General features: G+C 67.0%; 12 protein-coding genes and 1 pseudogene. 4 read left to right on the top strand and 9 right to left on the bottom strand.

Annotation, left to right across the window (positions count from 1 at the left end; all coding sequences use genetic code 11):
* Positions 1-40: 40 nt before the first annotated feature.
* A pseudogene (locus M0765_RS21345) lies at positions 41-911 on the top strand (SDR family oxidoreductase).
* Positions 912-950: 39 nt separating this feature from the next.
* On the opposite strand, the gene M0765_RS21340 reads toward M0765_RS21345, so the two are convergent.
* The 5 genes from M0765_RS21340 to M0765_RS21320 all read right to left on the bottom strand — a co-directional run bounded on the left by M0765_RS21340 (position 951) and on the right by M0765_RS21320 (position 7,543).
* A complete protein-coding gene (locus M0765_RS21340) occupies positions 951-1,628 on the bottom strand; it encodes a glutathione S-transferase family protein (protein WP_258505794.1) in 678 nt (225 codons plus the stop codon).
* A 42-nt stretch (positions 1,629-1,670) separates the two neighbouring features.
* A complete protein-coding gene (locus M0765_RS21335) occupies positions 1,671-2,585 on the bottom strand; it encodes a LysR family transcriptional regulator (protein WP_258505793.1) in 915 nt (304 codons plus the stop codon).
* Between the two features lie 66 nt (positions 2,586-2,651).
* Positions 2,652-5,729, bottom strand: a complete 3,078-nt coding sequence (locus M0765_RS21330; protein ID WP_258505792.1) for an efflux RND transporter permease subunit — start codon at positions 5,727-5,729, stop codon at positions 2,652-2,654.
* Positions 5,726-6,841 (bottom strand): efflux RND transporter periplasmic adaptor subunit, encoded by a 1,116-nt coding sequence (locus M0765_RS21325; protein WP_258505791.1) that lies wholly within the window; start codon positions 6,839-6,841, stop codon positions 5,726-5,728. Before M0765_RS21325 ends, M0765_RS21330 begins: the two co-directional genes overlap by 4 nt.
* Positions 6,842-6,925: 84 nt before the next feature.
* Positions 6,926-7,543: a TetR/AcrR family transcriptional regulator gene (locus tag M0765_RS21320; protein ID WP_258505790.1), complete on the bottom strand. Its 618-nt coding sequence runs from the start codon at positions 7,541-7,543 to the stop codon at positions 6,926-6,928.
* A 129-nt stretch (positions 7,544-7,672) separates the two neighbouring features.
* Between M0765_RS21320 and M0765_RS21315 the strand changes: the two genes are divergently transcribed.
* A complete protein-coding gene (locus M0765_RS21315) occupies positions 7,673-9,136 on the top strand; it encodes an efflux transporter outer membrane subunit (RefSeq protein ID WP_258505789.1) in 1,464 nt (487 codons plus the stop codon).
* A gap of 103 nt (positions 9,137-9,239) precedes the next feature.
* Positions 9,240-9,434 carry a hypothetical protein gene (locus M0765_RS21310; protein WP_258505788.1) on the top strand — a complete coding sequence of 65 codons (195 nt, stop codon included), beginning with the start codon at positions 9,240-9,242 and terminating at the stop codon, positions 9,432-9,434.
* An 8-nt stretch (positions 9,435-9,442) separates the two neighbouring features.
* Here M0765_RS21310 and M0765_RS21305 read toward each other — a convergent pair whose 3' ends face one another.
* Positions 9,443-9,661 carry a hypothetical protein gene (locus tag M0765_RS21305; protein ID WP_157613478.1) on the bottom strand — a complete coding sequence of 73 codons (219 nt, stop codon included), beginning with the start codon at positions 9,659-9,661 and terminating at the stop codon, positions 9,443-9,445.
* Between the two features lie 187 nt (positions 9,662-9,848).
* Between M0765_RS21305 and M0765_RS21300 the strand changes: the two genes are divergently transcribed.
* Entirely contained in the window at positions 9,849-10,109 is a 261-nt protein-coding gene (locus M0765_RS21300; RefSeq protein WP_258508366.1) for a hypothetical protein, read from the top strand.
* Here M0765_RS21300 and M0765_RS21295 read toward each other — a convergent pair.
* The 3 genes from M0765_RS21295 to M0765_RS21285 are packed head-to-tail and all read right to left on the bottom strand — an operon-like array spanning position 10,084 to position 14,407.
* Positions 10,084-11,658 carry a PepSY-associated TM helix domain-containing protein gene (locus tag M0765_RS21295; protein ID WP_258505787.1) on the bottom strand — a complete coding sequence of 525 codons (1,575 nt, stop codon included), beginning with the start codon at positions 11,656-11,658 and terminating at the stop codon, positions 10,084-10,086. The two genes, M0765_RS21300 and M0765_RS21295, sit on opposite strands and share 26 nt — an antisense overlap.
* Positions 11,655-11,906, bottom strand: a complete 252-nt coding sequence (locus tag M0765_RS21290) for a DUF3649 domain-containing protein (RefSeq protein WP_446751566.1) — start codon at positions 11,904-11,906, stop codon at positions 11,655-11,657. The genes M0765_RS21295 and M0765_RS21290 overlap by 4 nt, the downstream gene beginning before the upstream one ends.
* A gap of 44 nt (positions 11,907-11,950) precedes the next feature.
* Positions 11,951-14,407 carry a TonB-dependent siderophore receptor gene (locus M0765_RS21285; RefSeq protein ID WP_258505785.1) on the bottom strand — a complete coding sequence of 819 codons (2,457 nt, stop codon included), beginning with the start codon at positions 14,405-14,407 and terminating at the stop codon, positions 11,951-11,953.
* Positions 14,408-14,418: the final 11 nt, after the last annotated feature.

The following is a 14,418-nucleotide window of genomic DNA, read 5'->3' as shown; positions in this document are numbered from 1 at the left end:
CTCCGCCCTTTCGTCCACCACCAATCTCTCCGGAAACGCCATGACAGAAGACCCCCGCCAGGCCGGCCCGCAGCCGCCTTTTTCCACACCCGCCCAGCAACCGCCAGGTCTCGAATCGAAGATGTCGCCGCTGCCCGACTTCGGCGAACAGTCTTACGTCGGCAGCGGCAAGCTCCAGGGCAAGGCCGCGCTCATCACCGGCGGCGACAGCGGCATCGGCCGCGCAGTCGCCATCGCCTTTGCGCGCGAAGGCGCCGACGTGCTCATCTCCTACCTTGCCGAGGAAGAGGAAGACGCCCAGGTCACCCGCCAATGGATAGAGCGCGCGGGCCGCCGCTGCGTTGCGGTGCCCGGCGACATCTGCGAAGAAGCGCATTGCCGCAGCCTCGTGGACCGCGCGTTCGACACGTTTGGCCGGCTCGACGTGCTCGTCAACAACGCGGCCTTCCAGATGAGCCACAAGTCGCTCGACGAGATCTCGCCCGAGGAGTTCGACCGCACCTTCCGGACCAACGTCTACGCCAACTTCTTCCTGTGCCGCGGCGGCGCGAATGAAGCCGGGTGCCTCGATCATCAGCACCACGTCGATCAACGCCGACAAGCCCAACGCCACGCTGGTCGCCTATGCCTCAACCAAGGGCGCGATCCAGAACATGTCGGGCGGCATGGCGCAGCTCCTCGCGGAGAAAGGCATCCGGGTGAATTGCGTGGCGCCGGGCCCGTTCTGGACGCCGCTCATTCCCTCGACCATGCCGCCCGATAAGGTGAAGGAGTTCGGCAAGCAGACGCCGATGAAGCGACCGGGCCAACCGGCCGAACTGCAGGCGGTGTATGTGCTGCTCGCCAGCGACCAGGCAAGCTACATCTCGGGCGCGACCATTCCGGTGACGGGCGGCGTGCCGTTCATCTGAGCAGCAACGCGCAGGCACCGGCGCCATGCCAACTGCCCCTCAGGGAGGATCGGCCCTGATGTCGGGTGCAGGCGTCAGGGAGACGCCCTGCGCCTTGGCGGCGCCCGATTGCGCAGCCATCGCGGCCTTGAAGCCGGGCCGCGCCTGCAGCCGCTCCCAGTAAGCCGCCACCGAGGGCGTGAAGCGCTCGGCCAGGCCCAGGTGCTCGGCCAGCAGCAACGCATAGCCGACCGACACATCCGCCGGGGTGAAGCGCCCCGCGCACAGGTACTCGCGCGCGGCAAGCAGCGGCTCCAGCGTTCGCAGGCGCGCCAGGAACCACTTGGCATAGTCGTCGGCCACCTGCGGCTGCTTTCGCTCCGCCGGCTCGAAGTGCGCATACCGCAGCACGAGCGTCTGCGGAAAGGTCAAGGTCGCCTCGCCGAAATGAAGGTAGTTGAGGTACGGCCCGAAGTCCGGCTCGTCGCGGCCCACATCCAGCTGGCCCGCCGAGAACCGCGCGGCCAGGTATTGGCAGATGGCAGCCGACTCGGTCATTCGCATGGCGCCATCGGACAGCATCGGCACCGTGCCGAGCGGGTTCACCTCGAGATACGGCCGCGACAGCACGCGCGGCGGAAACGGCAGCATCTTGAGCTCGTAGGAGAGCCCGATCTCTTCAAGCGTCCACAAAGGCCGGAACGAGCGTGCGCTGACGCAGTGGTGAAGGGTGATCATGTGTCGGCGGTCTTTGGTTCGCTGCGGTGTTGAGGCAGGTTGTCATTTTGAATCCATCCTGGTGCGCGATCCCGCAGGTCCGAGCCGGCTCGCCAGAAAATCCAGAAACGCACGCTGCACCGCCGTGCTGTGCCGGCGCTGCAGATAAACGGCCGACAGCCACATGTCGCTGCGAACGAACTCGGGCAGCACGGGCACCAGCCGCCCGCTCTCCACGTACGGCTTGAGCATCACCGAGGGCAGATAGACCACGCCCGCACCGAGCAGCGCCGCCTGGATCAGCGGGCCGGCTTCCGTTGCGTCCAGCCTCCCGCGAACCTCGACCTCGAGAGGCTGGCCGTCGGCCTTGAAGCGCCATTTCGCCGTTGGGCTCAACTGCGTGCTGACCAGCGCGAGGTGCTGCGCAAGCTCCGTGGGATGGGCTGGTATGCCGTGCTTGCGCCAGTACATGGGCGCCGCGCATACGCTGAGCTCCATGGGCACCAGTTTTCGAACGATCAGGTTCTCGTTGGCCGAAGGGCCGAAGCGCAGCGCGATGTCGACGCCCTCCTCCGTCAGATCGACCTGGCGGTTCGAGAGCACAAGGCTGATGCTCACCTCGGGGTAGTGCCCGAGAAAGTCGTTGATCAGCGCCGGCAGTTCCGTCAGGTCCATGCCGTGCGGCGCCGAAATGCGCAGCCGCCCGCTCGGCACCCGCGCACGGCCCTGCAGTTCGTCGCGCGCGGCGTCGGCCAGTTCCAGTATGGGCCTGCTCCTGTCGAGCAGCAACAGGCCTGCATCCGTCAGGCTCACGGCACGGCTGGTCCGGTTGAGCAGCCGAACGCCGAAGCGGCGCTCCAGGGTTGCGATGTATTTGCTGACCGTGCCCCTCGACAGCGCCAGATGCCTGGCGGTTCGGGAGAAGCTTCCGGAAGAGGCAACCTCGCTGAAGGTGCGCAGGAGATCAAGGCTGTCCACGGTGTTCTCCTTCGTTCGTTTGCGCTGAAGAGCAACGGCTCAGGAAGAACCTGGTGATAAGGCGCATCAGTGCGCGGGATGGCCGGCTTCGCCCGGTTTGATCCGGAACCAGATCGAATACATCGCCGGCAGGAACACCAGCGTCAGGATGGTTCCGGCGAAGGTGCCGCCGATCAGCGTGTACGCCAACGCGCCCCAGAAGACCGAATGCGTCAGCGGAATGAACGCGAGGATGGCCGCGAGCGCCGTGAGGATCACGGGACGGGCGCGCTGCACGGTCGCTTCGACGACCGCGCGGAACGGATCGAGCCCCTCCTCCTGGTTGAGGTGGATCTGCCCGAGCAGGATCAGCGTGTTACGCATCAAGATGCCCGAGAGCGCGATGAGCCCCACGAGCGCGTTGATACCGAAGGGCTGCTGAAACAGCAGCAAGGTGGGCACCACGCCGATCAGCCCCAGGGGGCTCGTGAGAAATACCATGACCATCGCGGAGATCGAGCGCACCTGAAAGATGATGATGAGCAGCGTGATCGCCAGCATGATGGGGAACAGCGGCAGCATCGCCTGCGTCGCCTTCTCCGATTCCTCGATGGAGCCGGCCTGCACGATGCGGTAGCCCGCGGGTAGCTTCTGGATCAGCGGCTGCAGCTGGGCGGTGATCGCGGTCGATACGTCGGGCGGCTGCAGCCCCTCGGCGATGTCGCCCTGCACGGTGATCGTGGGCATGCGGTCGCGTCGCCGCATGACCGGTTCTTCCATGCGCACCTCGACCTCGCCGACCTGCGACAGCGGAATGCGCTGGCCGCCGGCACCCGCGAGGGTGAAGTCCGCGAGCCTTGCGGGATCGAGCCGGGTGCTGCCGGCCGAACGCGCGACCACCTGCACGGTGCGAATGTCCTCGCGCACAGTCGTCACCGGCACGCCGCTCAAAAGGAATTGCAGTTGCTGCGCCACCGCGCTGGAGCTCAGCCCCACGGCCTGGAGACGGTCCTGGTTCAGGGTGAAGTGCAGCGTGGGCGTGCGGGTGCCCCAGTCGGTGTTGACGGTGCGCATCATCGGGCTGGCCGCCATCAACTGCCGCACCTCGGCCGCAATCTTGCGCAGCTCGTTCGCATCCGGCCCGCTCACACGGTAGGCCACGGGAAACGGCGAGTACGGCCCGAACACCAGCTGCGTCACGCGCACCCGCGCCTCGGACGCGAGGCCATCGGCAATGGCCTGGCGCAAGCGGTGCTTCAGGGCCTCGCGTTCCTCCTGGCTGCCCGTGCGAACCACGGTCTTGGCGAACGACGGATCGGGCAGCTCGGGGCCCATCGCGAAGTAGAAGCGCGGCGCGCCCTGCCCGATGTACGAGGTGACGATCTGCGCCTCCGGCTGGGTGGAGAGCCAGGTCTCGATCTTGGCCGTGGCATTGCCGGTTTGCGTGATCGAGCTGCCGTAGGGCATCTGCACTTCGACCAGCACCTCGGGGCGGTCGGAGATCGGAAAGAACTGCTTCTTGACCACGCCCATGCCGAGGATCGACACCACGAAGAGGCCGACCACCGCACCCGCCACCAGCCACTTGCGCGCGATGACGCGCGCAAGCACGCGGCGCAGCCGGTTGTAGCGCGGCGTGTCGTAGATGGCGGCATGGCCGCCTTCGACCTTCTTGAAATTGGGCAGCAGCTTGACGCCCAGGTAGGGCGTGAACACCACGGCAACCACCCACGATGCGATCAGCGCGATGCCGACGATCCAGAACATGTTGCTGGTGTATTCGCCCGCCGTCGATGGCGCGAAGCCGTTGGGCATGAAGCCCACCGCGGTAACCAGCGTGCCCGAGAGCATCGGCGCCGCCGTGTGGCTCCAGGCGTAGGCCGAAGCGGCCACATGGCTGTAGCCCTCCTCGATCTTCACCACCATCATCTCGATGGCGATGATCGCGTCGTCCACCAGCAGCCCAAGCGCGAGAATCAATGAGCCGAGCGTGATGCGGTCGAAGTTCTTGCCGGTCGCGGCCATCACCACGAAGACCACGGCCAGCGTCAGCGGCACCGCGGCGGCCACCACAAGGCCTGCGCGCCAGCCCATGCTCAGAAAGCTCACCAGCATGACGACCAGCAGCGCCGCAAAGAACTTGACCATGAACTCGTCGACCGACGCGCTGATGTTCACCGACTGGTCCGTGACCTTGGTGAGGCTCAGGCCCAGGGGCAGCTCGGCATTGATGGCGCGGGCTTCCACGTCCAGCGCCTTGCCCAGGTCGAGCCCGTTCCAGCCTTCCCGCATGACCACGCCGATCAGCAAGGCAGGCTCGCCGCCGTTGCGGATCATGAAGGTGGCCGGGTCTTCGTAGCCGCGCTTGACCGTGGCCACGTCCGAGAGCTTCAGGGTGCGGCCCTGCGCAACCAGCGGCGTGTCGCGAATCTTCTGCAGCGTGTCGAATGCGCCGTCCAGCCGAATGAACACTTGCGGGCCCCTCGTTTCCACAGACCCGGCAGGGCTCAGCACGTTCTGGCTGTTGAGCGCGGCAAACACCTCCTGGGGGCCGATGCCCAGTGTGGCCAGCCGGTCGTGCGCAAACTCGACGTAGATGCGCTCCGACTGCTCGCCGGCGATGTTGACCTTCTTCACGCCCGCCACATGCAGCAGCCGCTGGCGCAGCGTCTCGGCGTCGCGCACCAGCACGCGCTGCGGCTCACCCTTGGCCTTGAGCGCGAACAGGGCGAAGGTGACGTCCGCATACTCGTCGTTGATCATCGGGCCGATCACGCCGGCCGGCAGGTTGCCCGCCTCGTCGCCGACCTTCTTTCGCGCCTGGTAGAACTGTTCCTGCACCTGCGCGGGCGGCGTGCTGTCGAGCAGTGTCAGCGTCGTGAACGCCAGGCCGGGCCGCGTGTAGGTTTCGGCGCGGTCGTAGTAGCGCAGCTCCTGCAGGCGCTTCTCGAGCTTCTCGGCAACCTGGTCCTGCATCTCCTGCGCCGTGGCGCCGGGCCAGGCCGTGATGATGGTCATCACCTTGACGGTGAAGGCCGGATCTTCGGCGCGGCCCAGCTTGAAGAACGCCACCAGCCCCGCCAGCGAGATCAGGCAGATGAGAAACAGCGTGATCGATCTCTCGCGGACGGCCAGCGCAGAGAGGTTGAAGCGGCTTTCGCTCATGGGCGGGCTCCGCCTGCCGCGGGCATGGCCGCGGCGGCAGCAACGCGCACCTTCTCTCCCTCGCGCAGCAGGTGTGCGCCGAGCGCAACCACCTGGTCCCCCTGCTTGAGCTGGCCGGCCACCAGGGCACGCTCGCCGTCCAGGCGCTCGACGGCCACCGGTTGCCAGCGCACAGCGGCCGGATCGCCGCCGATGACCCACACGCCCGTCGCCTTGCCGGTATCGAACAAGGCGCTGATGGGCACCTCGACGGCACCTGTTCGTGCCTGCTTGCCGTCGGCGATGTCGACTGTGACCGTCGCACCCAAGGGCGCATTGGCGAGTGCGCCTTCAAGCACATAGCGCGCCTCGAAGGTGCGCGTGAGCTTGTCTGCCGCATCGGAGAGCTGCCTGAGCTTGACCGGCACGGCAGCACCATCCTTGCCGAACAGCGTGGCCTGCCCCACGGAGCCGACGGCCGGGCGCAGCGTTTCAGGCAGCTGCACCACGGCCTCCCTGCGCCCAGCCTGCGCCACCCGCACCACCGGCTGCCCGGCGTTGACGACTTGGCCAGGCTCGGCCAGCGTCTCGAGCACGGTCCCGTCGGCATCGGCGATGAGTTCCGAATAGCGGTTCGAATTGCGCGCAACCTCGGCCTGCGCTTCCGCCGCACTCAGTTGGGCCTGGGCGGCATCCGCCGCCGCCTTCGCCTGGTCGTACGCCGAGACCGAAATGGCACCGGTGCCCCGCAGATCGCGAAAGCGCGCTTCTTCGTCGCCAGCCTGCTTTGCGCGCGCTCGCGCGGCGCTCACGGCCTCCTGCTGCGCACGCGCCGCCAACTTCAGGTCGACTGGATCGATGCGCATGAGCAACTGACCGCGCTTGACCGTCTGGCCTGCATCGACAAGGCGCTCCAGCACCTTGCCAGGGACGCGAAAGCCCAGGTCGCTTTGAACCCGCGCGGCCACGGTGCCGGTGAACGAGCGCGATGCCGCCGCGGCCGCCTGGACGGTGGCTGCACGCACCAGCGGCGTTTGGGTGCGCGGATCGGGCGGGGTCTTGTCGTCGCAGGCGGCCAATGCCAACGGCAAGGCGCAGACAAGTGCGGAGATAAAGAGGCGACGCGAGTGCATGAGGGGCCCATTGACGAATCGATCAGGGCCCCTATTCTGATAATAGTGACCATTTTAGTCAATGGTCACAACGAAATTAATCGTCTATGGCGAAAGGCTGCGCAGCACCAGACCCGACAACTGGGCCGGGGCCCGCTCCGTGTGTTCGGAGCTGAGCCGCAGGATCAGCGGGTTGACGTAGGGGTAGACGACCAGGTAGACGGCCGCCGCGGTCTCGTCGATCGGCGTCTTGCGCTCGAAGTCGCCGGACTCCCGCCCCTGCTTCAGCAACTCGAGCAGCATCTGGCGTATGCACTCCTCGTGCGCAATGGCCGACGGCCAGCGCTCGCTGGCCGCCGAGATGGCGATCTCGTAGAGCTTGCGCTCCTGGAAGAACAGCCGAAGGCCCGAATCCACAATGGCCTTGAACATGCGGCGCAGCTTCTCGGGCGGGCTTTCGGCCGCGTCGACCGCTGCGCGGATGTCCACCTGGATCTCGCGCAGGCAGTTCGCGCAGATCATTTCGCCGATCGCCTGTTTGGATTCGAAGAACTTGTAGATGTAGGCCTTGGAGAAGCCGATGGCCTTGGCAAGGTCTGAAACCGTGGTCTTCTCGTACCCGTACTGGCTGAAATGCTCGGTGGCCGCGACGACGATCTGCGCGCGCACGTCGTGGTCGGCCGGCCCCCGCGTGGCCGGCGGGGAAGAAGTTGCGTTGTTCATGCCCAGAGCTTACCGCCCGGGCAAACAATCGACAACAAGTGACGAAATTGAATTATAGTCACACTTAAATCATACTCAAATCACGACCTTCTTTCCGTTCTTACTGCCGCTCTTCACGGAACAAAAGCCATGCCCCACCGCACTCTTGCCCTGCCCCTCTTGTTCAGCCTTCTTGCAGGCTGCGCCGTCGGGCCCGACTACGCCCAGCCGGGCGTGAGCCTGCCGGACCGGTTCATCGGCGAGGCCGCCCTCGACCAGCGATCGGCCACCGCCAATGCCGAGCTGGTGGCGTGGTGGACCGGCTTCGGCGACGCGCAACTGGCCCGCCACGTCGAACAAGCGCTCAAACAGAATCTCGATCTTGCGCAGGCATCCGCCCGCATGGCGCAGGCCCGGGCCGGGCTTGGCGCTGCGAACGCTGCGCTGCTGCCTTCGGGCAATCTCGGGGCGCAGGCCGCCAGGGCCTACCAGTCGGTGGAAACGCCGCTGGGCCAGGTGCTGAACGCGCAGCCGGGCTTCGATCGCTACGGCAGCGCCTACGAAGCGAACCTGGGTGCAAGCTGGGAGCTGGACGTCTTCGGCGGCCTGCGCCGGGGACGCGAGGCCGCGCTGGCCGACTACCAGGCATCGGAGGCCGGCGCGGCCGCCACGCGCCTGGCCGTGGCCGCGCAGACCGCCGACATCTACATCACCCTGCGCGGGCTGCAAGCCCGCCTGGACATTGCACGCCGGCAAGTCGCAACGCAGCAGGAGCTGGTCTCGAAGATCGATCTGCGCTACGGCAAGGGCCTGGCCGCAGAGCTGCAGTTGCGCCAGGCCGAAGGCGCGCTGGCGCAGGTTCGTGCGTCGGTGCCCGCGCTCGAGGCCGGCGAGGCCGCGGCCATGAATGCGCTCGACGTGATGCTGGGCGCGGCGCCGGGCACTCACCGCGCCGAACTCGTGGCGGCAGCGGCCATTCCCATTGCGCCGCGCATCGGCGCCGCCGGATCGCCCGCTGAATTGCTGCGGCGCCGGCCCGACCTGATTGCCGCCGAGCGGCGCCTTGCGGCATCGAATGCCCGCATCGGCGTGGCCATGGCCGAGTACTACCCGAAGCTGTCGCTGGGAGGAACGATCGGCAGCGCCACCTCGGTGGCCAGCGGCAACCTGTTCAACGGGGGCGCGAGCCAAGCCGCGGCCCTGCTCGGCCTGCGCTGGCGGCTGTTCGACTTCGGGCGCATCGATGCGCAGATCGAACTCGCCAAGGGGCAGGACGCAGAGTTGCTCGCGGCCTACCGGCTTGCCGCACTGCGTGCGACCGAAGACGTGGAGAACGCGTTCTCCACGCTGGTCAAGCGCGAGGAACAGGCCGCGGTGCTCGCGCAGGGAGAGGCATCGCTCGGCCGGGCGCGGGGCGCGTCGTTCGCGGCTTATGAGCGCGGTGTGGTCAGCCTGATCGAAGTGCTGCAGGCCGACGAGAGCATGCTGCGCGTGGCCGATGCAAGAGCGCAGGCGCAGATGGAATCGGCGCGCGCCGCGGTTAGTGCATTCAAGGCGCTGGGCGGCGACTGGCCGGTCGAACCGGTCAGGGCAGCGGCCATCGGCCTGCGTTGAGGTCTTGGGAGCAAGGCAAGGCGCCCACGTAGGAGAGCCACCTTCAAGAAGACACGTCAAAGCGGCATGGCATTGCGCTTTCGCGGGCGTCAATCTCCGCGTCATGACAACCAAGCAACATCACAAACAGGGCGACATCGGTCGCCGATTGATGTGGACCCTGCTGGCCGTCGTAGCGGTCGTTGTTGTGGGCGTGCTCTTCTTCTACGGCCTCAAAGACCCATCGGAGGGGCCAGGCAATCTTCCTGCAAGCGGTGCGCCGGCGCAGCAGAACGGACGCCCGGCTGCACCCAAATGAGCAGCGCTTCAGCGTTGCGCCTCTCGCGACCGGCTGAGCTCCGCCCGCCCTTTGGGGGTGATGCGCAAGATCACTCCCCGATGGCCTGAAACATCGTCAGGTTCGGGGAGGTTGGCCTCAATAAGCTCGGCAGCAGCCAGCACGGCTGCGCACTGAATGTCGGCCTCTTCGTGGATGGCCAGGGGGAAAGAGGCGTCCTCTATGCGGCGAAGGAAATTCATCGGCATAACTTCTCCTCGAGTAGCGACGCGGCCAGATTACTCCCAAGCAAATTGTAGAGCTTAAGGCCTACATTGCGACACGACATTGCGGCAATGGCACTTGGAAAAACCGGCCGCTAACTTGTGATTCTTTTGACCGACTCGTATCCAGATCGGACGGGCAACCGGAGAATCGCATGGCGCTTTGTTCTTGATGCGGCTGCAGCATGTGCAGCTCCCGGTCCGGGTGGTGGTCCCGGAAGAGCTCCGGCATGTCTCGGTGCTTGTGGCTACCGGCTTGATCGAGGCCGATATCGGGCCGCTCAGCCCGAAGGCGCGCTACGCTTCGTCGCGCGTGGCCACGGTGCTTCGCATCACCGAAGACGGCCTTGCCGAAATTGCCAAGATGGGGAGTGCGCCCAAGTCCTCCGCGAAGACGTCGATGCAATTCACCCGGGGATTCCGCCTGATGTGACGCGTGGCTTCGCTTCCAGCTCCTGGCCGACCCGGGCGGTCTTCATCGCAATCGCCGCGAACATCGCGGCCGCGGCAAGCAGCGCAAGCTCGAAGCCGGCAAACACCCAATCCGCCTCGCGAATCGCAGCCAGCAGGTGGCGCTTGCCGGCAAGCAGGTTCCACAGCGGCAGCGTGGCGCACAGCACGGCAGCGGCCCCGAACTGCTCTGTCCATGCGCGCCGCACGGGTCGCACGCTCGCGTGAAACAGCATCAGCAGCCACGCGGCGAAGAACAAGTGAATCTCCCAATCCGGGCGGCCAGCGATCCCGGCCGGCAGCAGGCGGTTGCCCCAGAAGAACGCCGCCATTGCCACCGGCAGCCCCGCAATGGCAGCAATGTTGAGCCGCTCCACGAGCCGCAGTCCGACCGCGAGCTGCTCGGCGTCGAGGTGGCGGCGGCGGGCGCGCCGCTTGACGGCCCACAGCACGAGCCCCGTCGCAACCATGCCGGCGCCGGCCAGGCTTGCCAGAAAGTACATCCAGCGCAGCCCGACGCCGGCAAAGCGCCCCAAGTGCAGGCCATACAGCACGCCGCGCGTTTCAGCGGCGGGTTCCGAGTGGTCCCTGGCCTCCAGCAACGCGCCCTCTGCACCATCGAACACTAGGTAACGCGGACTGACGGACACACGCGTCGCGTCGCTGCGCACCACCCGCACGCGCGATGCGGCATCGCCCGGGTGGTCGACGATCAGCCGCGACACGCCGCCGCTTCCCCAGCGTCGCTCGGCCTCGCGCGCCATCGCGCGTACATCGGCCAGCGGTGCGGCCCTGCCGCTCGGCGCGCCCGGCGGCATGAGCGCCGTCATCTCGGCCCTGAGCGATTGGCGCGCCTGTGCCGCGCCGGGCGCGCTGTCGATGCCCCACGGCATGTACAGCGTCATCAGCGTGATCAGGCCGGTGTAGGTGATCAGCAGATGAAAGGGCAGCATCCAGACCGACAGCATGTTGTGCCCATCCAGCCACGAGCGCGCGCCTTTGCCGGGACGAAAGGTGAAGAAGTTCGTGAAGATCTTCTTGTGCGTGATCACGCCGCTGATGATCGCGACCAGCATGAACATCGTGGCCAGCCCCACGAGCCATCGTGCCGGGGCGCGCGGCAGGTAGTGGAGCGAAAAATGGAAGTAGTAGAAGAACTCTCCGCCGGTGGTTTCGCGCGCAAGCACGGCCTTGCCGGTCAACGGGTCGAGCATGGCCCTGCCGTGGCCGCCGCCGAGGCGCCACGATGCGGCAATGAAGTTCCTGCGTTCGTCGGCCAGGTCGATCACCCATTGGGATGCGCCCGGTGCGAGCAGCTGCAAGCCTGCAATGGCCGATGCAGTGCTTGCGGCCGCGTCCGGCGCTTGCCCGAGCGCAGGCACTTCGGGCCGCATCCATTGGGAGATCTCTTCGCGAAAATAGCTCACTGCCCCGGTGAGAAACATTGCATAGAGAAGCCAGCCGAACAGCAGGCCGGTCCAGGTGTGAAGGCCGGCCATGGCCTGGCGCAGGCTCTTTGCCGTGGCCGTCATGCCGCCGCCCTCCACACCCAGCATGCCGCCGCCAGCAGCGGCACCGCGGCCACGGCCAAGCCCAGCCACGCCCTGCCCGCGCTCTTTGCCGCAAACACCCAGATCGCGGCGACGGCATACACCACGAAGCTGGCCTGCATGCCTGTGAGCACCGCTTCCACCGTGCCCATGGGCAGCGCCAGCGCGGCAACGCTGGTCAGCGCCGCCAGCGCGTAGCCGCCGAACAGCGCTGCCGCGATACGCGACACAAGTGGCCCCGGGGAGCGCCGAACAGCGCCACGCGCCGGCCGCATCAGAAGCGGTAGAGCGCGCTCACGTTGGCCGTGCGCTCCGCGCTGCGGTAGCAGATGCTTCCGTTGCAATCCATCAGCGACTGCTTGTTCAAGAGGTTGTTGACGTTGAGCGAGAAGCGCCAGGGTCCCCTGTCGAAGCCCAGCGCAAGATCGACCAGCGTGAAGCTCGGGTTGGTGATGTTGGCATTGCCCGTGTCCCAGGCCGAGCGGGCCTTGCCGAGGTAGCGCACGCCAAGGGCGGCAAACGCGCGCGTCGAGCCGCCCAGCGGGAACGAGTACTTGCCCCATACCGACGCGCTGTGCTCCGGCGTGCTCATCTGCGGCAGGCCCAGATCGCCGTCGTTGCTGCGCGTGATGCGGGTGTCCAGATAGGTGTACTGGGCAATCAGGCTGATGTTGTCCGTCACGTCGGCACGGGCCTCGAGCTCGAGCCCGCGCGATTTCACTTCACCGGTCTGGATGACTTCTCCGGGCACCTGCGGCGCCGCCGTGGTCACGTTGCTGCGAACGATGTCGAACACCGAGGCCGTGTAGCTGGCGTTCCTTCCCACCGGCTGGTAGCGCACGCCGGCCTCGACCTGCCGGCCCTTCGAAGGCTTGAGCAGATCGCCGTTCAAGTCCTTGCCGATCTCCGGCGAGAAGGAGGTTGCGTAGTTCACATAGGGCGCCCATCCGGACTCGAACAGGTACACCACGCCCACGCGGCCGGTGGTGGCGCTGGCCGACGTGTCGTAGATCTCGCTGCTCTCGCCGGTCCTGCCGAAGGTGCGGGTGCCCGTGGCATCCGCCTTGTCGTGTCGCACGCCGGCGGTGAGAACCCAGCGGTCCCATTTCACCTGGTCTTGCAGGTAGAGGCCGACCTGCTTGGTTGGCACCCTGTCGACATACGGATCGGCGGCCGGCGCGAGCGGCTGGTGCGTGTACACCGGCGCGAGCAGGTTCAGGGGCGCCAGGAGCGGCCGGTCGTACGGAAACTCGTCGGTGGTGCGCGACTTGGCATAGTCCACGCCCGCCAGCAGCGTGTGCGCCAGCGGGCCGCTGCTGAAGCGCGCCTGCACGCGCGTGTCGAGCAGCAAGCCCTTCCAATGCGTCTCGCGCGGCGAGAAGCTGCGGTTCATCGTGTAGCCGTCGGAGCGCAGGCCGCGGGGAAACACGTTGGTCTCGGAGCGATCGAGCTCGCTGTAGCGCATGCTCTGCTGCACCGACCACGTGGCGTCGAAGCTGTGCTCGAACTCGTAGCCGAGCATCTTGTTGTCGCGCCGCCAGCGGTTGTCGTAGCCGCCGATGTTCACGCGCGGGCTCGGCTGGCCGAACACGCCGGGCTGCTCCAGCTGGTTCTGCCAGGCATAGGCCTGGTTGTCTTTCTGGTAGCGCCCGAGCAGCGTGAGCTTGGTGCTGGCATTGGGCTGCCACGTGAGGGCCGGCGCAATGTAGAGGCGGTTGTCGCGGTCGTGGTCCAGGCGGGTGTCCGAATCGCGCCCCAGCACCGTGAGGCGATAGGTCCATTCGTTGCGGCTGTCCAGTGCGCCCGCAAGATCGGCCTTCAACTGCTTGCGGTTGTAGCTGCCGTACTCGATGCCGATCTCGCGCACCGTGTCTGCCGTCGGCCGCTTGCTCACCGCGTTGACCATGCCTCCGGGCGGCATCTTTCCATAGAGCACGGACGCGGGCCCGCGCAGAACTTCGAGCCGTTCGAGTCCATAGGGCTCGATGGGCGCGGCATAGGAGCGGCCGGAGGTCAGCAGCCCGTCCATGAAGATACCGGCGGTGCCGAGCTCGAAGCCGCGCAACAGCGAGAACTCGTCGACTGCCCACGGCTTCAGGTTGGGCGTGACACCTGCCGTGTAGCGCAGCGCCTCGTCGAGCGACTCTGCCTTGCGGTCTCCGATTTCGTCCGCCGTGATGACCGAGACGGACTGCGGGTTCTCGACCAGCGCCGTGTCCGTCTTGGTTGCGGTGGCGCTGCGCCTGGCGACATAGCCATTGACGCGGCCGGTGGGTGTTTCGCGCTCGGTCGCGGCAGTCACCGTCACGGGCGCGAGCGTGGCGGCGTCGCCGGTGCTGCTGCGCGCGGGAGCACCGGCCTTGCGCAACGAATAGGCACCGGCGCCCTGCCCCACGACTTCATAGCCGCTGCCTCGCAGCACCTGCTCGAAGCCTTCCTGCGCCGTGTAGCGCCCGCGCAGCCCGCCGCTTCGCAGCCCTGCGAGCATGCCCGGCTCGAAGACCAGCTGCACGCCGGTGGCTGCCGCGTACTGCGCCAGCACATCGGCCAGCGTACCGCCGGCAATCGCGTACTGGCGCGCGCTCGGGCCTGCCGCCTCGGCCGCGAACACGGGCGCCGCGCCCAATGCCAAGGCGCCAACTCCGCCAAGCGCGGCGCGAATGGCCGTGGTGGTGATCGCAACCGCGAACTTGTCGATGCGCCTGTGCCGGCGGGCCTGCTGCGATGTCATTTATCTGCGTC

Origin of the sequence: Variovorax sp. S12S4 (assembly GCF_023195515.1) — a bacterium.
Taxonomy (GTDB): Bacteria; Pseudomonadota; Gammaproteobacteria; order Burkholderiales; family Burkholderiaceae_C; genus Variovorax.
Note: the sequence above shows the minus strand (reverse complement) of the source record. Positions and strands in the feature narration are given on the sequence as shown.